This window comes from Pseudoalteromonas sp. JC3, from assembly GCF_030291895.1.
Lineage (GTDB): Bacteria > Pseudomonadota > Gammaproteobacteria > Enterobacterales > Alteromonadaceae > Pseudoalteromonas.
Genome location: NZ_CP127855.1, coordinates 3,507,021 through 3,525,374, shown reverse-complemented (window position 1 = coordinate 3,525,374; position 18,354 = coordinate 3,507,021). Strand labels below are relative to the sequence as shown.

The window sequence follows — 18,354 nt, the reverse complement described above, 5'->3', positions numbered from 1 at the left end:
CGTTAGTATAGTCGGCAGTAACAAGGCCGCTAATCTTGTTGAGGTTTTTTCTCGATATTTTGCAATTCTAGTTCGATTGCATCGCAAGAAATGTGGATTTCATAAAGAGAAAGTAGCAATGATAAGGTTAGGCTACAGAGACTCGCACCAAATAATGTTACGCCAAGTAAGGATATTTCAAGGAACAAGGCAAACATTGAAGACGTACAAAGTAAAAACGCAATTACGCCCCATACTTGCATTCGTCTGATTAATCTAATTCGTTTCCTTAAGTTTTCGATTTGCGCTTTAACCAAGGATCTTATGGTGTCGCCTTCTCGAGCGTTTAATTCACGGATCAATTGTGCGAGTACCAAAAAGCGATTGGTGTAAGCGAGCAGTAATAAAGAAATTGCTGGGAATAATAGGCCCGGTGTTGTTAGAGTCATAGTCGTATTTTAATGGAATAGCTTGATGTTTAAGTGTGATGATAATGAATGATTTTATCAAGAAACAAATGAGCACATTGAGTGCTAATTCAATAGTGAAGATAATGCAATGAGTGAACAATCTTTTCATTGGGTGCAATTGTGCGCTATCAGCGGCTTTGTTGAAGCGCATTTACTCAAAGGTCAACTAGAACAAGCGAATATTCAGGTTCGCTTACAAGGTGAGCATTTGTCAGGTGCTATTGGTGAAATTCCAGCAGAGCAAGCTGCCATCAAGCTCTTTGTTTATGCAATAAAGTTACCCGAGGCTCAGGAAATATTGGTAAACTATAACAAATCACGTCATCGCAGTGCCGCCGAGCTGTCGGATTGGCTATGTAACCACTGTGCAGAATTAAATGGACCAGCGTTTGAATATTGCTGGCAATGTGGAAATAAGCATGAGCAAAGCAAATAACTTTCAAAGAATTAGAGAGTTAAATTATCTTCAAAAGGCAGTCTTAGGTGCTGCTATTATTGAGCGTATGTTGCCAAATTATTCATTATTTAGTGAGGCTACGGGTTTTGGCGACGAGCAAGTTCTCAGAAATGCGCTGAATTTAATCTGGGAGAAAATATTACTGCCAAAGAGCAAAATTAGCTTAGAAAAGCTGGTTGAAAAGGTTGAACCAAATGTACCTGAGCTCAGTGAGTTCGATATGTTTGGTACCTATCCCGCAATCGATGTAGCGACAGCGCTGTTAGGCATGTTGCAAGGCCTAATGACAAAAGATGAACATGAGTTTGTAAGCGTTGCCAAAATTTCTCAGGCAACGGTAGCTAAATACATCGAGTTTATGTTGATGGCGGAAGATATATCTCCAACGAATGAGTTAGTGCGTGAACACCCGCAGATGCAGTATGAAATTGAAATCCTCGCTGAGCTTATCGAACACGTGGAAAATATGGGGCGTATTAGCAGCGACTCGGTGAAGTCGCTAAAGGCCTTGGCACTAGCTGACGGCCAAACAAATATTGGTTTGGAACTTGAGTAGCTGATTTCGTATAATCAGCGGCTGCAGTAAAGAGTTTGGAGAAAGTAACTTGCGTATTTTGGGTATAGAATCCTCATGTGATGAGACGGGTATTGCTATTTATGATGATGAGCAAGGGCTGTTGGCACATCAATTATATTCTCAGGTAAAAGTACACGCCGATTATGGTGGGGTAGTGCCTGAACTTGCTTCTCGTGATCATGTACGCAAAACGATCCCTCTTATTGAAGCTGCTTTCGCGCAAGCGGGTTGCGGTCCTGAAGACCTTGATGGCATTGCTTATACCGCAGGGCCGGGTTTGGTCGGTGCTCTGTTAGTTGGCACCTCAATTGGTCGCTCGTTAGCATTTGGTTGGGGGATCCCAGCCGTTGCCGTACATCATATGGAAGGCCATTTGCTTGCCCCTATGCTTGAAGACGATAAACCAGAGTTCCCATTCGTCGCGCTGCTAGTCTCTGGTGGTCATACCATGATGGTCAAAGTCTCAGGTATCGGTGAGTATGAGGTACTTGGTGAGTCAGTGGATGATGCTGCTGGTGAAGCATTTGATAAAACCGCAAAGCTACTCGGTCTTGATTATCCTGGCGGCCCAATGCTTGCGAAAATGGCGACACAGGGTCAAGCAGGGCGATTTACTTTTCCAAAACCGATGACAGACAGACCAGGTCTGGATTTTAGTTTCAGTGGATTAAAAACCGCAGCGGCAAACACGATTCGTAATGAAGGCGATGATGAGCAAACGAAAGCAGATATCGCTCATGCCTTTCAAACTGCGGTCGTAGAAACACTAGCGATTAAGTGCAAGCGGGCACTGAAAGAAACAGGCATTAAAAGCCTGGTGATTGCAGGTGGCGTCAGCGCCAATACAGAACTTAGGCAAAAGCTTGAGCGCATGATGCTTGGCATGAAAGGGCGAGTTTATTATCCGCGCACTGAATTTTGTACAGACAATGGGGCGATGATAGCTTATGCAGGAATGCAGCGCCTAAAAGCAGGTCAACATGCGCCACTTGATATGAAAACTAAGCCACGTTGGCCGCTGGATAGTCTAGAAAAAGTCTAGGGTCTGTTGATCTTTGCTGTTTGATTTTTGTTCTCCTGAGTGTGTTTTGGTCGCGACGCTCGACTTGCCGCCTAGTAATCTAGGCAAAAGTTGAGCAACAATGAACAAAGCGCACTCAGGTGAACCCAAAGGGCAGCGCTTGATTAGCATTTCTACTGTGTTCTCGCCTGACTCACATAGAATAACTATGCTACGCAGGCTCTGCCTTGTACAAATACCAATCAAACTGCTGCAAAAACAAACTTGAAAGGTAAACAGGCCCTAGTCTTTAGACTTTTTCCCCACCTTGGGCTCTTTACCACTCAAGAGCCTTTTAATATTTGCCCTATGACGAATAATAATCACCACAGTTAAAAAGCTTACCGGCACCGTATAAAGCGGTTTTATCCACCATGTGTAAAGTGGAGCTGCTGCGACTGCGACAATCGCTGCGAGTGAAGAATAGCGTGTTAGCGCTAGCACCACGAGCCACGTACTAATCAATAGCCCACCCAATGACAAGCCGATCGGTAATAGCGCACCAAATGCCGTTGCTACCGCTTTACCACCGTTAAAGTGGAAGAAAATAGGATAAATGTGACCAAGGCATGCGCTTACGGCTATTGCACCTAACCACACAGGTTCTATTTTCAGAAAGTAGGCTCCCCACACCGGGATGGTTCCCTTTAAAATATCGAAGACGAGCACCAGCGCAGCTGGGATCTTTCCTCCCAATCTTAATACATTGGTTGCGCCTGGATTATTAGAACCATTAAAGCGTGGATCTGGTAGATTGAATAACCGACAAACCAGAATCGCTGAGGAAATCGATCCCAATAAATAAGCACATACGCACATTAAACTGATTAACACTGTCTTCCTTATTTTTTATTGCGTTGTTTTGGGCTATGATCGGCGGTCTTAAGTCCTGCACAGATCGCGAATTGCGATTAGAAAATGCGGGTGAATTACAGCGATAAACATGTTTGGAGTTTACATGGATAAAGTCTATATCTCACAGCTACACGTCGAAGCCATAATAGGAGTGTACGACTTTGAAAAAGAAAGTAAACAAAGCCTTTACTTTGATGTTGAGATGTTGACCGATATTAGCGCTGCCGCTCGCCATGACGATATTAGTTTGGCGGTTGATTATGCCAAAGTGAGTGAGCGTATTATTGCGCATACCCAAGCAAAACCAGTAGAGCTATTAGAAACGTTAGTTGAACAGCTTGCCGCAATGATCCTAAATGAATTTAATGTACAACAAGTGCTTATAAAAGTGAGTAAACCTGCTGCCGTGCCACAAGCACAAACGGTTGGTGTAGAAATTGTGCGTAAGAAGTAGAATTATCATGGCACAAATTTTTATCAGTCTCGGCTCAAACATAGAAAAAGAAAAAAATTTGCTGAGTGGCTTGAGGGTATTGATAAAACACTTTCCGGATTTTCAACATTCGAGTGTGTTTGAGAGTGAAGCCGTCGGATTTGCAGGAAATAACTTTTATAATTCGGTCTTTGCTGCACAAACACAGCTGTCTTTAGACGAAGTATATAAACTGCTCAAGTCGATAGAATACGATCATGGTCGTCGCTGTAGTGAAAAGAAGTTTAGTCCACGCACGTTAGATCTCGATATTCTCTTTTATGACCACCTTATTTGTTCATCACCCGCTCAGTTGCCTCGGGATGAAATAACCAAAAATGCCTTCGTGCTTCAGCCATTAGCTGAACTAGCTCCTGATTTTATCCATCCTGTTGAGGGTAAAAGCATTGCTCAGTTATGGCAGGAGTATCACAACCCAACTCAAAAATTATGGAAAGTGGAGTTTCCCAAGCAATGAGCTTTATTGAGATTGTCGTCCTTGCAATTATTCAAGGTCTCACTGAATTTTTACCTATTTCGAGTTCTGCCCACTTACTGCTACCTTCACAGGTACTAGGTTGGCAAGATCAGGGTCTTGCCTTTGATGTTGCTGTTCATGTTGGTACTTTGCTGGCTGTCGTTATTTATTTTCGACAAGACATTGTCAGCCTACTGGCAGGATGGTTCAAATCATTCTCAGGTACGCACTCGAAAGAAAGCCGGCTGACTTGGTGTATTGTGGTTGCCACTATTCCATTCGTGATCTTAGCTCCACTGCTTAAGGATATCGTAGAAGTTTATTTACGTAGTGCTTGGGTGATTGCAACATCGACGATAGTATTTGGTTTACTGCTTTGGTATGCCGACGTGAAAGCGAGACAAATCAAAGACGAATTTGCCTTAAACTGGAAAAGCGCATTGATACTGGGGCTTGCGCAAATTACCGCTGTTATTCCCGGCACATCGCGTTCAGGTATTACCATCACCGCAGGTTTATTACTCGGGCTTGATAAGAAAAGTGCGGCGCGCTTTTCGTTTTTAATGTCTATTCCAGTCATTTCGATGATGGGATTGTATTACAGTTTAGAGCTTGCTACCGGCGATGAAGTGGTTGATTGGAATGCGTTATTAAGTGGTGCAGCACTGTCGTTTATCTCAGCTTATGCCTGTATCTTCTTTTTCCTGAAAATCATAGAGCGCATGGGCATGATGCCATTTGTCATTTACCGATTGTTACTAGGGGTGGGATTAATCGCTTTCTTGAGCCTAAGTTAATCTGGGCTTTGGATAATTCAGCAAGGTTAACAGAAAAGCCAGCTTGATGAAGCTGGCTTAGACTGCATTAAGCAATTTGCTTTTCCGCAAGGCATAATTCCATGGTCGCCTTCAACAGTCGATAAAGGTTTATAGATGCATCTATTTCTTCTTTACGGTTTGTTAAGCTCTCAATATTTAAGCCAAGAGAAATATCTAGATGTGAGCAGCTTTTTAAGATTTGATCTAGATTTTCTCTACAAATACGAATTGACTCACTTAGTGTATTGTCTGCATCTAACATGCGCCATTTGGTTGCTTCTGGTACTGAAATCCCCAGCCACTCCATAAACTGCAAGGTTTTTTCTCCACCACATGGAGTAAAGGTAAGAATAATGCGTTTTGGTGTTTGCCCTTGCTGTTTACAGGTGCGAGCATAGCTCGTAATAAGATCTATGGTTGCTTGAGCGTCATACACTGCTTGGGAAACAAAGAATTGGCAGCCTTGCTCTGTTTTATCAATTAACCTTTCGTGTTCATTACGCTTACTGGCGTGGCGCTCTGCGATAGTTACACCACCTAAGAAAAAGTCATCTTGATGATGCTTCAATACCTTATAGGCTTCAGAAAGCGGCAACTTAATATCGCCTTGTGAAGACGGACTGCCCACTAATACTAGATTGTTTAACCCATATTGCTGTTTTGTGCTGCTTAACCAATCGCCAAAAGCTTCACTATCGCGCTGTGCCACACTTTTATACGTAATTACATCAAGGTGTGATAATTCGCGGATCAACTGACTATATTCACACGGATCAACGGTGTGCTTAAAAGGAAATGGACGTGGTACTTGAGTACGGCTGCTTTCATCTTGAATGTCATAGATGATCACGCCGTCGTATTCAATCTCATGTAAACGGCCCAAAAGCTTAGCGGCAATTGATTTTAGCTGCTCTGGGTCGGTGCCAATCTTAGGTGGTGTGGTACCAATTAAATATACCCCTTGGTTAGGGTCAATGATTTTCTCTTGAAGCGTTAAAGCCATAATCCTCATTCCACAAAAGCATTTCTGTATCTCTTTACTAATATAGCAGCCATTTAGACGTCTAGATAGATTTTTTTAATGAAAGAATTTCAATAATTATGAATTTATCTCAAGTGCTCAAACCAAAATTTCATATTTGTTTACACATTAGGATGGTAAATCACCTTGGAAATTAGCGAATTAGTATGGCTTTGGGGCATAATCAGGAGGTTTACTAACGTAAGTGAACACGACTTACTTAGAATAAAAAATATGATTAGGACCAAATTCATGAAATTCAAATTACTAGCAACCAGCTTTGCCGTAAGCTTAGCGCTTAGTGGCTGCGCAGCGACGAATTCAGACCAAGCCCAACAGTCAGCTGAAAGTACTCAAGCTGCCCAATCCAATAAAGTATTCGCCCAAGATTATGTTTTGGAAGAGCTAGAAAATGGCCTTCGCGTCATGGTAGTTAAAACTAACTATCCTGATGTGGTATCGCTACAGATCCCGGTTTCTGTTGGTTCGCGTAATGAAGTCGAAGCGGGTAAAACCGGCTTCGCTCATTTCTTTGAGCATATGATGTTCAAAGGCTCAGAAAAGTATCCACAAGACGTTTATTCGGACATTTTGAAAAATTCAGGTGTTGATAATCGTGCTTACACGACCAATGACTACACGAACTACCACCTAAATTTCTCGAAGCAGCATTTAGATAAAGTATTAGAAATCGAAGCGGATATCTTTCAGAACCTGACTTACAGTGAAGAACAGTTTCGTACTGAAGCACTAACCGTGAAAGGTGAATACCTTAAAAATAATGCCAGCCCAGTTCGAAAACTGCTTTCTGCGGTAAGAAAAGAAGCATTTGATAAACATACCTATAAACACACAACGATGGGCTTTTTTGAAGACATCGAAGCAATGCCAGATCAAATGGCCTATGGTAAAACCTTCTTTGAACGTTTTTACAAGCCAGAATACGTATCGCTTGTCATTGTGGGTGACGTAGATCCAAAAGAAACCATGGCTATGGTGAAAAAGCACTGGGGTAATTGGAAAAAGGGTGATTATCAAGCTGATATTCCAGTTGAGCCTAAACAAGAGAAAGCACGTTACGTCCATGAAAAATATGATGGCTTACCTGGTCACTGGTTGCTTGTTTCATATAAAGGCACTGCATGGGAGCCTGCGAAAAAAGACCGAGCTGCGCTTGATTTGATCTCGCAGTTATACTTCTCTCAAAACTCTGAGTTATATCAAGAGCTGGTGGTAGACAAACAGCTTGCAAGCCAAATGTTTACCTACAACCCTGAAACCAAAGACCCTGGTCTTCTGCATGTTTTCGTTAAAGTTGAAGATGAAAAAGATCTGGCGACAGTGCGTGATGCAATCAATAACACTTACGCAAAAGCACGCACAGAGCTGGTAGATGAAAATAAACTTGCTGCACTTAAATCAAACCTAAAGTACAGCTTTATTAACGGCCTTGACTCATCACAATCTATTGCTTCGACACTCGCAAGCTACATGCATTTTGAGCGTGACCCTGAAGTGGTGAATGCGCTTTATGCAAGTGCAGATAAAGTCACTGCGAAAGACATTCGTGATATTGCCAATAAATACTTTGTGGACAGCAGCCGCACAACGGTGACTATGTCTGCACTTGAGTCTGTGCCTGGTTTTGATAAGGAAGTTAACTTAGACAAGTTAGTGGCAAAAATGGACAAGCCAGTAACGCGTCATTTCAACGTATTAGACAAGACCAATAATTCACCGCTGGTGGATGTGAACTTTCTTTTTTACACAGGTGCTGCCGCAGATCCTGCAGGTAAAAAAGGTCTTGCTGCGCTTACTGCGGCTATGATTGCCAATGGTGGAAGTGAGTCGCAATCATACAAAGAAATTCAAAAGGCGCTGTATCCTATTGCTGGTAGCTTCGGTTATCAAATCGATAAAGAAATGATTTCTTTACGTGGTCGTATTCATAAAGATAACGCTGATCAATGGTATGGCATTGTGAGTCAGCAGCTTTTGAGCCCAGGGTTCAGAGAAGATGATTTTAAACGTCTGAAAAAAGAGCTAATCGACGGCATTAAGGCTGGTTTGAAAGCGTCAAATGATGAAGAACTAGGTAAAGAAGTGCTTTATCACGAGCTGTACAAAGGCCACCCATACGAAAGCTATAACTTTGGTGATTTATCAGACTTAGAAGCAATCACACTGGATGACGTTAAGGCTTTTTACGCTCAGCAATTTACTCAAGCTAAACTTAACGTGGGTATCACAGGTGCACTCGATAAACAGCTAAAAGAAACGATGTTTAACGATCTTGCGGCTTTACCTAAAGGCGAAGAAGCGCGTTTACAAGTGCCTGATGCCCCTAAACTGTCTGGCCATCACGCAACCATCGTAGAAAAGAATGCAAAATCAACAGCGGTGTCTTTTGGTTTCCCAATCGACACGGTTCGTAGCAGCAAAGACTGGGCTGCGCTTTGGTTAGTGCGTTCATACTTTGGTGAGCACCGCAGTTCAAACAGCCACTTGTACCAGCGTATCCGTCAGGTACGTGGTATGAACTATGGTGATTATGCATATATCGAATACTTCCCTCGTGGTATGTTCCAAACTAAGCCGGATGCAAACTTAGGTCGTAGTGAGCAAATTTTCCAAGTGTGGTTACGCCCACTTCGTTCTAATAACGATGCCCATTTTGCAACGCGTACTGCATTGTTTGAACTCGATAAGCTGATCAAAGAAGGGATGAGCCAAGCAGACTTTGAAGCAACACGTAACTTCTTAATCAACTTTGTGCCGCAAATGGTGGCGAGCCAAGATAGACAGCTAGGTTATGCACTTGATAGCCAGTTCTACAACACCGATGAGTTTGTTGCCTATGTGACAAAGCAGCTAGCGTCGCTGTCTGTTGAAGATATCAATCGAGTTATCAAAGAGAACTTGCAGACCGAAGATATTCACTATGTGTTTATCACTGGTGATGCAAAAGATATGGCGAAGCGCCTAAGTGCTGAGCAGCCATCTCCTATGACTTATAACACGAAAAAGCCTGATGTATTGCTGGCAGAAGATGCTGAAATTGCTACATACCCGCTAAATATTCCAAGTAAGAATATTAAAACGTTGGATGTAGAAAAAGTGTTTGAATAACGATTATTCAGCTTAATAAAAAATGGCGGCTAAAAATTTAGCCGCCATTTTTTTGTATCAAAACCACGCGTAATTTTAGGTTATGGTGTTGAACCACTCCACTGCGGCAGCTATCCAAATTAACGAGCTAATTAATAATGTCAGCGTAACGGCCGCTGATGCCATATCTTTTGCACGACCAGATAGTAAGTGATGCTCGGTACTCACTCGATCTGTCAGCGCTTCGATTGCCGAGTTGATAAGTTCTATGACTAATATCAACAGTACACTACCGACCAATAAGGCCCACTGAGCAATACTTTGCGCCAATATGATTGATAAAGGAAGACTTGCCACCAGTAACCACGTTTCTTGTCTAAATGCCGACTCTTCTTTATAAGCCGCTTTCATTCCTTTCGCCGAGCAATGCGTTGCTTTGATTATCCGCGCAAGCCCTGTGCCATTTGGTTTGTTGGTATCCGTTGTCTTGATCTTTATCGACATATTAGCGATCCCGCGTTGGTAGTATTCAATGGGGCGTTATTATACGAAGATCTACTCAGTTCGACAGTGCTAAATTGTAAGAATCTTTGGTCCAGCTGAGGGTATTTAAAACCAGGCTAAAATATGTTGGTTGGTTATTAGATATAACCAAGTGTTTGAAGCCTGATTTTTTATAATACATGACACTCAATGACTCTAAGCGTTACACTATGAGAAGTATCAGTATTATCGGAAGTTCGTCACATGAGACATGAGATTTGGAATAAGTTACGCGAAGAAGCCAATGAGTTGGTTGCTCGCGAACCATTGCTTGCTAGTCACGTTTACTCGAGTATTTTAAATCACGAGTGTCTTGGTTCTGCATTAAGCTTTATCGTTGCAAATAAGTTGGCGGATGCTGTGGTGTCAGCATTTACAATCCGCGAGCTGTTTGATCAGGCCTTTGTGCACTGCGATACTATGCTGACTCATGTTGCACATGATATAAAAGCTGTTAAAGATCGTGACCCAGCTGCCGATAGTTATCTCAACGTAATTTTAAATCTGAAAGGTTTTCATGCAATCCAAGCACATCGATTGGCATACTGCTTATGGCGTCAAGACAGAAAAGAGCTGGCTCGCTTTATACAGAGCAGAACCTCTGAAGTATTCGGTGTTGACATCCATCCTGCTTGTAAAGTCGGTCATGGTATTATGTTTGACCATGCGACTGGTATAGTCATTGGTGAAACAGCGGTTATTGAAGATAATGTTTCTATTCTGCAATCAGTCACACTTGGTGGTACGGGTAACGAGCAGGGTGACCGTCACCCGAAAATCCGCGCCGGTGTATTGATTGGTGCTGGTGCCAAAGTACTTGGCAACATTGAAGTAGGAGAGGGCGCTCGAATTGGGGCTGGTTCTGTTGTACTCAGCCCTGTAGCACCGCACACTACGGTAGTGGGGATCCCTGCTAAGGTGGTTGGTAAGCCATCATGCCCATGTCCTGCAGAGAGTATGAACCAAAACTTCCTAGAAGACGATGATAGGCTCGAAAATGAGTCTATCACTTCTGCGATGTTGTAGGTTATTAGATTAAAAATGGGGAAATCACTTCCCCATTTTTATGTCCGCTTACTGGGTTGCTTTGACCATAGACACCACCTCCCCATCAGCCAGTTGCGTAATTATCGGCTTTTCTGGGTCGACATCCGCCACTGACTTAATCACGTTATCTTCCTGCTTGGCAATACTATAGCCCCGAGCTAATACCGCCAGTGGGCTGACACTGTCTAGTTTTGCGCTTGATACCGCGAGCTGGTGTCTTTGCGTGTTAAGCTTTTGCTCCATTGCATACTGCAACTTATCACTGAGTTGTGCGACTAATTGCTTGAACTGGGCGATCCTTTGCTCTGGATGTAATCGATCAAATCTATGCTGCAACAGATGGAATTGCGATTGCTTTTGACGTAAGTGATGGGCTTGGGCACGAATTAATCGCTGCTCCAATTCATCAACTCGCTGTGTTTGCTGCATAAGTTGATTCTTAGGGTGTTGTAGCTGCAGTCGGGCTTCAAAGTTTGCTAATCGCTGTGATGCACCTTCAAGGCGACGTTTAAAAGCCTGATTGAGATATTGTAGCAACTGTGAAGTACGCTGTTTTAGCGCTTCTGAGTCTGGGCTCACTAATTCGGCAGCCGCCGATGGGGTTGGTGCTCTTACATCTGCAACATAGTCGGAAATGGTAGTATCTATTTCATGGCCGACTGCGCTTATCACCGGAATTGAGCTGGCAAAAATGGCCCTCGCGACTGACTCCTCGTTAAAGCTCCATAAGTCTTCTAATGAGCCGCCACCTCTGCCAACGATCAATACGTCTACCTCACGTCTAGCATTCGCCTGAGCGATTTGTTTGCAAATCTGCTGTTTGGCTTCATCGCCTTGCACTAGGGCCGGATAAATAACGACTTGTAGCTGTGGGGCACGGCGTTTGAGTACAGTCAAAATATCCTTGATGGCAGCGCCTGTCGCTGAGGTGACGACCCCCACGCGATTAATGACACTTGGCAAAGGCTTTTTGTGACTAGCCGAAAACAGGCCTTCTGCGGCCAGCTGCATTTTAAGGGCGTCAAACTGTTGCTTGAGCAAGCCTTCACCAGCTGGGGCCATTTGCTCGACTATCAATTGATAGTCGCCTCGCGGTTCATACACTGACACTCTAGCTTGTACCATTACCTGCTGACCGTTGGCAGGGCGGTGGTTACAGTATCGATTATTACCTCGCCACATGGCCGCTTTTATCTGTGCTTTGTCATCTTTTAGAGAAAAATACCAATGCCCTGAGGCCGGAGCAACAAAGTTTGAAATTTCTCCGGTGAGTTGTACAGAGGCAAAACCTTGCTCTAAGAGCGAGCGTATTTCTCTGTTAAGTCTTGATACAGAATAGGTTTTATTATTATTGGGGTATCCCATGTTGGCCTCCATAAAAAATTCACAGTCACTTTATCACATTTTTTGCTAAATTTTATTTACTCCCATAAGGAACGCTGATAAAATTCGCACGCAATTCCTTATACTCAGTTCACTTGAGAGAAGCCGCGAACATGCTAAGAATTGCAAAAGAAGCCCTTACCTTTGACGACGTACTTTTAGTACCAGCTCATTCAACTGTTCTTCCTCACACAGCAAACCTGAAAACGCGTTTGACTCGTGGGATTGAATTAAACTTACCGCTTGTTTCCGCTTCAATGGATACAGTGACAGAAGCGCGCTTAGCGATCGCTCTGGCACAAGAAGGTGGTATTGGTTTTATCCACAAAAACATGACTATCGAAGAGCAAGCTCGCAACGTGCGTAAAGTTAAGACGTATGAAGCGGGTATTATCTCTTTCCCTGTGACGGTTACTTCTAATCTTACGATTGCAGAAGCAATGGAGCTTGCACAGGACAAAGGGTTTTCAGGTTTCCCGGTTGTTGGTGCAAACAACCAACTTGAAGGCATCGTGACTAGCCGTGATATGCGTTTCGAAACTAAGCTAGAAAAAGCAGTTTCAACGGTAATGACTAAGAAAGATGACTTAGTGACAGTAAAAGAAGGCGCATCTCGTGAAGAGATCCTTGGCCTCATGCACGAACACCGTATCGAAAAAATCTTAGTGGTTGATGACGCATTTGCACTAAAAGGCATGATCACCGTTAAGGATTACCAAAAAGCGCAAGATAAACCAAACGCGTGTAAAGATGAGCAAGGCCGTCTTCGTGTTGGTGCTGCTGTTGGTGTTGGTGCTGGCACTGATGAGCGTATTGCTGCTTTGGTTGAAGCGGGTGTTGATGTACTACTAATCGATACTTCTCACGGCCATTCTCAAGGTGTTATTGACCGCGTTAAAGCCACGCGCGAAACTTATCCAGAGCTACAAATCGTTGCAGGTAACGTCGCAACTTCAGAAGGTGCAATTGCATTGGCTGATGCTGGTGCAGATGCCGTTAAAGTGGGTATTGGCCCAGGCTCTATCTGTACTACTCGTATCGTGACTGGTTGTGGTGTACCACAAATTACTGCTATCTCTGATGCAGTAGAAGGCCTAAAAGGTCGTGATATTCCAGTGATTGCCGACGGCGGTATCCGTTTCTCTGGTGATATCGTAAAAGCGCTAGTTGCTGGTGCTGCATGTGTAATGGTGGGGTCTATGCTAGCGGGTACTGAAGAGTCTCCTGGTGAAGTTGAACTATACCAAGGCCGTTACTACAAGTCTTACCGTGGTATGGGTTCTCTTGGTGCGATGAATCAAAAAGAAGGTTCGTCTGACCGTTACTTCCAGAAGAGCGATGCTGCTGACAAACTAGTACCTGAAGGTATCGAAGGTCGCGTAGCATACAAAGGACCAATCGCAACGATTATCCATCAGCAAATCGGTGGTATTCGCAGTGCAATGGGTCTAACAGGTTGTGCAACCATCACTGAATTAAATACTAAGCCGCAGTTTGTTCGTGTGACTTCTGCGGGTATGGGTGAGTCTCACGTACATGACGTGCAGATCACCAAAGAGGCGCCTAACTACCGCATGGGTTAAGCCTCAAGGCGTGTTTCTGGGCTAGCAAGTTGCTAGCCCTTATTACTTTTGATAGAGGCGCAATGCGGCTTTATCCTGTTTAGTTCCTAACTAACGAGATTATCAATGAGCAAAGATATCCACGATTCCCGAATTTTGATCTTAGACTTTGGTTCGCAATACACTCAGCTAATTGCACGTCGTGTACGTGAAATTGGTGTTTACTGTGAACTTTGGGCTTGGGATGTGACAGAAGAGCAAATCCGTGAGTTCAACCCTCAAGGTATCATTCTATCAGGTGGCCCAGAGTCAACGACGCTTGAAGGTAGCCCAAAAGCACCAGATTATGTATTCGAAGCAGGCGTGCCTGTACTGGGTATCTGTTATGGTATGCAGACGATGGCAATGCAGCTTGGTGGTCAGGTACATAGCTCAGATAAAAAAGAATTCGGCTACGCAAAAGTAGAGAAAGTAGGCGACTGTAAGCTATTTGAAGCGATTGAAGATCACATCGAAGATGGTGCTGGTTACCTAGACGTGTGGATGAGCCATGGCGATAAAGTTGCTAAAATTCCAGATACATTCAAAACTTCAGCGAGAACGGATACTTGTCCTCATGCGGCAATGTCTTGGGAAGAAAAGCGCTTCTACGGTGTACAGTTTCACCCAGAAGTAACGCATACTCAGCAAGGTTTGCGTTTACTAGAGCGTTTTGCAATTGATATCTGTGGGTGTGAAAAACTATGGACGCCTGAGCAAATCATTGAAGATGCAATTGAGCGTATCAAAGAGAAAGTAGGGGATGACGAAGTTATCCTTGGCCTATCTGGTGGTGTTGATTCGTCAGTGGTTGCAATGCTTATTCACCGTGCGATTGGCGACAAACTAACCTGTGTATTTGTTGATAATGGCCTACTACGCTTGAATGAAGGCCAGCAAGTAATGGATATGTTCGGTGATAAGTTTGGTCTGAACATCATCAAGGTAGAAGCTGAAGATCGTTTCCTTAATGCGCTTAACGGTTTAAATGACCCTGAAGACAAACGTAAAGCAATTGGTCACACCTTTATTGATGTATTTGATGAGCAAGCCAGCCAGCGCGTGAATGCAAAATGGTTAGCACAAGGTACAATTTACCCTGATGTTATCGAATCGGCAGCATCTAAAACCGGTAAAGCACATGTGATCAAATCTCACCACAACGTGGGTGGATTACCTGAAGATATGGAGCTAGGTCTGGTTGAGCCACTACGTGAACTATTTAAAGACGAAGTTCGCAAGATTGGTCTAGAGCTTGGCCTACCATATGACATGCTTTATCGTCACCCGTTCCCAGGTCCAGGTCTTGGTGTTCGTGTGCTTGGTGAAATCAAGAAAGAATACTGTGACTTACTGCGCCGTGCTGACGCTATCTTCATTGAAGAGCTACATAAAGCGGATCTATACCACAAAGTGTCTCAGGCATTCGCCGTGTTCCTACCAGTACGCTCTGTTGGCGTGATGGGCGATGCACGTAAATACGATTGGGTGATCTCACTACGTTGTGTTGAAACTATCGACTTTATGACGGCACGTTGGTCACACTTACCATACGAGCTACTAGGCCACGTTTCAAACCGTATCATCAACGAAATTGATGGTATTTCTCGCGTGGTTTACGATGTATCAGGTAAGCCGCCAGCGACAATCGAGTGGGAATAAACTTGGTTGTAAAAACCTAACCTAGCTTTCGTTAGATTAATAAAAGACCAGTCAGTATTTCTGACTGGTCTTTTTATGAATTTTTACTTTCCTAAAAAACCTTGCGGAGGTATTTGGTTTCTTCGCAGTGATGTTTATAGTGATGCTGGCCTGCTATTTTTTGGAGCCGTGGCTACACAGCACCTCATTTCACATATATCAAACCGATTATGGTGAAGCTGTAACTTGTTTCTGGACAACTGGTGGCTCTGTGCCTGCAAGAGTCGTTCGGTTACCTGAACATCAACAATTCTTGCTTTATGAAAGCTGACGCTCGGTAACGCTGTGTTAATCGACAAAATATAGTTTTCTAGAATTAAGCAAAAGCCAGCTGTATTTTGTCTTTGTTAAACAGCTTGTTATAGCTACTTTTTACCTTCATCATAAATTATTGCCGCAAGGGCTGGGCGAACAACAGCAAGAATTAGAACAATAATTACGAGTGCTCCCATAATCAATTTAACTAATTTAAAGAACCATGGTCTTTGCCAGATTTTTCCTGTTTCTTTCTCTAGCCTCTTTTGCTTGATGAATTCATCATAAGCTTTATTCAGATCATTGTTTTTAGTAATTTCTGGGTACTCAATGACAAAGCCAATTTTAGCAAGAGAGACACGGGCTAATTCTGATTGTTCTTGGTTGACGTAAAGCATATGGTTTTTAACATCGGCATAGTAGCGAATACGCTCTTGATCCAATACATCTGAGATTTTAACTGAGTCAACCAAACGCATATCTTGAATTAGGGGTCTATAAACTGGACTATCTTCATTTGCCCATTTAACTACAAAAATTGCAAGAAGCATTGATATACTCAAAACCAGAAGTAGCTTGTGTTCTTTTGTGATTAGTTTACTAATTTTATATCTCCGTGACACCGAATCTACTGCCGCGTTTACTAAAACGCTGATGTACTAAAACGCTGACACCCACCACTAATTTGCACCTTCCTAAGATACCGCCTACGCTTTAATTCTGCACTCAAAGGATTTGAGGAAACCAAACTATGGCTACTGCTCGTAAAAAACAAATTAGTTTAACCGACACCAAATATTATCACTGTATCTCCCGCTGCGTAAGGCGCGCCTTTCTGTGCGGTGAAGATAAATTTACTGGAAAATCATACGAGCACCGCCGTGATTGGGTTGAAGAAAAGCTCCTGATGTTGGGGTCTGTGTTTTGTATTGATGTCTGTGCTTATGCCGTGATGAGTTATCACACCCACATTGTTTTATATGTTGATGATAAAAAGGCTAAGCGCCTGTCTGATGAAGCGATTGTTATTCGATGGCACAAGTTGTTTAAAGGTAATTGGGTAAGCCAAAAATTTACTGAAGGTGAGCCACTCAGTGAGTCGGAACAATTGATACTCGGTGAGCATGTCACCAAGTACAGAGAAAGGCTCGCAGATATTAGCTGGTTCATGCGAGTACTCAACGAAGACATCGCCCGCCGAGCAAATAAAGAAGATAATTGTACAGGCCGATTTTGGGAAGGACGATTCAAATCCCAAGCATTACTGGATGAGGCAGCACTGGCTGCTTGTCTAGCCTACGTAGACCTAAACCCCATTAGAGCCAAAATCGCCGTAACGCCTGAAACCTCAGACTACACCAGTATCAAAAAGCGCATCGACCACGCTAAGCTGGGCAAACAACCAAAAAGCCTACTACGCTTTGCTGGTAGCCCGCGAAAACATATGCCCAAAGGCCTACCTTTTGAACTCAAGTCCTATATTGAATTAGTTGAACTCACAGGCCAATGTATTCGCGCCGACAAGCGAGGCTATATTAACGAAGCACAACCCATTCTCACTCGATTAAATATAGAACCAGAGAACTGGATAAAACTCACCACGCAATTTTCACAGGTATTCCACGGTGCAGTTGGTCGAGAGCGAACAATAACCGCTTACTGCGAAATACTGCAAAAACGACGACGGACAAACCTAACAAACTGCGAGCGCTTGTTGGCTTAGCAAAACTCGCATTCTCAATTCTAGAATTTCTTACTGTTGTATTTGCAGCGCGTTGTCATGCGCGATATCCCTGTTTTGGTGAAGAGATACGCCTGAGCGCTAAAAATTAGTCTATCGATGAACGTTTTTAACCAAAGTGATTGAAGTAATTTTATACTTCACTTCTTCCGCTTGGAGGTTAATAGTGATGGGGGTCACTTATTTTTACTTCCTTATTTTGTGTCACTTATTTTTGTGCTCGAATCAAATGCTAGGACTTTGTCAACCATTTGAAATAGGTGGTAGCAGTGACTCAATATCAACTTCTCTGAAGCGTTCAAACAACACTTTTTCTGCTTCTTGCATGGAGTCTGCTAGCGCAGTATTTACAGCTTTTTCAATCAAGCAATTTTGGTATTCATCGGACAAGGCAATAGTAAATAATGTCTTTTCACCTAATAAGTTATAGATATCAAATAGTGTAATCTCGGATAGCTCAGTTGATAACCTCCACCCTCCATGGTGGCCTTTTTCTGAGTTAACATAACCAACTCTCTTCAATAGAGCCATAATTCGCCTTACGACAACGGGATTGGCTCCCAAAACCAGCCCCAACTCTTCAGATGTTATTGCTCGATTAATCAGTTTCATATGTATTAATGCATGAAGAATCCTAGATAACCTGCTGTCCTTTCTCATAATGTGACCATCATTCTTAAAATTTAATTATATTATCATGAAACGATAAAAGTTGCATGAGTTGATTAGCCCCACTCACTCATGTAACATTTATTGTTACTTATGTTGATATCAAATATTATTGGAAA

The 18,354-nt window shown here is 43.0% G+C and carries 18 protein-coding genes; 11 read left to right on the top strand and 7 right to left on the bottom strand.

Going from position 1 to position 18,354, the window contains the following annotated elements:
- Window positions 1-29 precede the first annotated feature (29 nt).
- Window positions 30-428, bottom strand: a complete 399-nt coding sequence (locus tag QSH61_RS15255) for a DUF2721 domain-containing protein (protein WP_010374626.1) — start codon at window positions 426-428, stop codon at window positions 30-32.
- Between the two features lie 109 nt (window positions 429-537).
- On the opposite strand from QSH61_RS15255, the gene QSH61_RS15250 reads away from it, so the two are divergent.
- Genes QSH61_RS15250 through tsaD form a run of 3 tightly spaced genes read left to right on the top strand, consistent with a single transcriptional unit; the run spans window position 538 to window position 2,525 of the window.
- Window positions 538-885 (top strand): putative signal transducing protein, encoded by a 348-nt coding sequence (locus QSH61_RS15250; protein WP_010607629.1) that lies wholly within the window; start codon window positions 538-540, stop codon window positions 883-885.
- Window positions 869-1,462: a YjaG family protein gene (locus QSH61_RS15245; RefSeq protein WP_010607630.1), complete on the top strand. Its 594-nt coding sequence runs from the start codon at window positions 869-871 to the stop codon at window positions 1,460-1,462. Before QSH61_RS15250 ends, QSH61_RS15245 begins: the two co-directional genes overlap by 17 nt.
- Window positions 1,463-1,511: 49 nt before the next feature.
- The gene (gene tsaD, locus QSH61_RS15240; protein ID WP_010607631.1) at window positions 1,512-2,525 is read left to right on the top strand and encodes a tRNA (adenosine(37)-N6)-threonylcarbamoyltransferase complex transferase subunit TsaD; all 1,014 of its coding nucleotides are present in this window, start codon (window positions 1,512-1,514) and stop codon (window positions 2,523-2,525) included.
- Window positions 2,526-2,786: 261 nt separating this feature from the next.
- Here the strand turns inward: tsaD and plsY are convergent, their stop codons facing one another.
- Window positions 2,787-3,377 (bottom strand): glycerol-3-phosphate 1-O-acyltransferase PlsY, encoded by a 591-nt coding sequence (gene plsY / locus QSH61_RS15235; RefSeq protein WP_029215929.1) that lies wholly within the window; start codon window positions 3,375-3,377, stop codon window positions 2,787-2,789.
- 124 nt (window positions 3,378-3,501) lie between these two features.
- Between plsY and folB the strand changes: the two genes are divergently transcribed.
- From folB to QSH61_RS15220, 3 genes are read left to right on the top strand one after another with little or no spacing between them, the layout of a single operon-like run.
- Window positions 3,502-3,852: a dihydroneopterin aldolase gene (folB, locus tag QSH61_RS15230; RefSeq protein WP_010607633.1), complete on the top strand. Its 351-nt coding sequence runs from the start codon at window positions 3,502-3,504 to the stop codon at window positions 3,850-3,852.
- A 7-nt stretch (window positions 3,853-3,859) separates the two neighbouring features.
- Window positions 3,860-4,348, top strand: a complete 489-nt coding sequence (folK, locus tag QSH61_RS15225; protein ID WP_010607634.1) for a 2-amino-4-hydroxy-6-hydroxymethyldihydropteridine diphosphokinase — start codon at window positions 3,860-3,862, stop codon at window positions 4,346-4,348.
- Complete coding sequence (locus QSH61_RS15220; RefSeq protein WP_206472118.1) at window positions 4,345-5,145, top strand: undecaprenyl-diphosphate phosphatase; 801 nt, start codon at window positions 4,345-4,347, stop codon at window positions 5,143-5,145. The genes folK and QSH61_RS15220 overlap by 4 nt, the downstream gene beginning before the upstream one ends.
- Before the next feature lie 67 nt (window positions 5,146-5,212).
- On the opposite strand, the gene QSH61_RS15215 is transcribed toward QSH61_RS15220, so the two are convergent.
- Window positions 5,213-6,169, bottom strand: a complete 957-nt coding sequence (locus QSH61_RS15215; RefSeq protein ID WP_010374634.1) for a methylenetetrahydrofolate reductase — start codon at window positions 6,167-6,169, stop codon at window positions 5,213-5,215.
- A gap of 270 nt (window positions 6,170-6,439) precedes the next feature.
- Between QSH61_RS15215 and QSH61_RS15210 the strand changes: the two genes are divergently transcribed.
- Window positions 6,440-9,316, top strand: a complete 2,877-nt coding sequence (locus tag QSH61_RS15210; RefSeq protein WP_206472120.1) for a M16 family metallopeptidase — start codon at window positions 6,440-6,442, stop codon at window positions 9,314-9,316.
- 75 nt (window positions 9,317-9,391) lie between these two features.
- Here QSH61_RS15210 and QSH61_RS15205 read toward each other — a convergent pair whose 3' ends face one another.
- Window positions 9,392-9,799 carry a diacylglycerol kinase gene (locus tag QSH61_RS15205; RefSeq protein WP_010374636.1) on the bottom strand — a complete coding sequence of 136 codons (408 nt, stop codon included), beginning with the start codon at window positions 9,797-9,799 and terminating at the stop codon, window positions 9,392-9,394.
- Between the two features lie 243 nt (window positions 9,800-10,042).
- On the opposite strand from QSH61_RS15205, the gene cysE reads away from it, so the two are divergent.
- Entirely contained in the window at window positions 10,043-10,864 is an 822-nt protein-coding gene (cysE, locus tag QSH61_RS15200; protein ID WP_010607638.1) for a serine O-acetyltransferase, read from the top strand.
- A 48-nt stretch (window positions 10,865-10,912) separates the two neighbouring features.
- On the opposite strand, the gene xseA is transcribed toward cysE, so the two are convergent.
- Entirely contained in the window at window positions 10,913-12,250 is a 1,338-nt protein-coding gene (xseA, locus tag QSH61_RS15195) for an exodeoxyribonuclease VII large subunit (RefSeq protein ID WP_206472122.1), read from the bottom strand.
- Window positions 12,251-12,381: 131 nt separating this feature from the next.
- Between xseA and guaB the strand changes: the two genes are divergently transcribed.
- Both guaB and guaA read left to right on the top strand, forming a co-directional pair.
- Window positions 12,382-13,851: an IMP dehydrogenase gene (guaB, locus tag QSH61_RS15190; protein ID WP_206472124.1), complete on the top strand. Its 1,470-nt coding sequence runs from the start codon at window positions 12,382-12,384 to the stop codon at window positions 13,849-13,851.
- Between the two features lie 105 nt (window positions 13,852-13,956).
- Window positions 13,957-15,531, top strand: coding sequence for a glutamine-hydrolyzing GMP synthase (gene guaA, locus QSH61_RS15185; protein WP_010607640.1), 1,575 nt, complete (start codon window positions 13,957-13,959; stop codon window positions 15,529-15,531).
- A 404-nt stretch (window positions 15,532-15,935) separates the two neighbouring features.
- Here the strand turns inward: guaA and QSH61_RS24340 are convergent, their stop codons facing one another.
- Entirely contained in the window at window positions 15,936-16,376 is a 441-nt protein-coding gene (locus QSH61_RS24340; RefSeq protein WP_102057460.1) for a hypothetical protein, read from the bottom strand.
- A gap of 200 nt (window positions 16,377-16,576) precedes the next feature.
- Between QSH61_RS24340 and QSH61_RS15175 the strand changes: the two genes are divergently transcribed.
- On the top strand, window positions 16,577-17,548 hold the full coding sequence (locus tag QSH61_RS15175) for a transposase (protein ID WP_206472126.1): 972 nt from the start codon (window positions 16,577-16,579) through the stop codon (window positions 17,546-17,548).
- A gap of 261 nt (window positions 17,549-17,809) precedes the next feature.
- Here the strand turns inward: QSH61_RS15175 and QSH61_RS15170 are convergent, their stop codons facing one another.
- Window positions 17,810-18,178: an Rrf2 family transcriptional regulator gene (locus QSH61_RS15170; protein ID WP_233525181.1), complete on the bottom strand. Its 369-nt coding sequence runs from the start codon at window positions 18,176-18,178 to the stop codon at window positions 17,810-17,812.
- Window positions 18,179-18,354 lie beyond the last annotated feature (176 nt).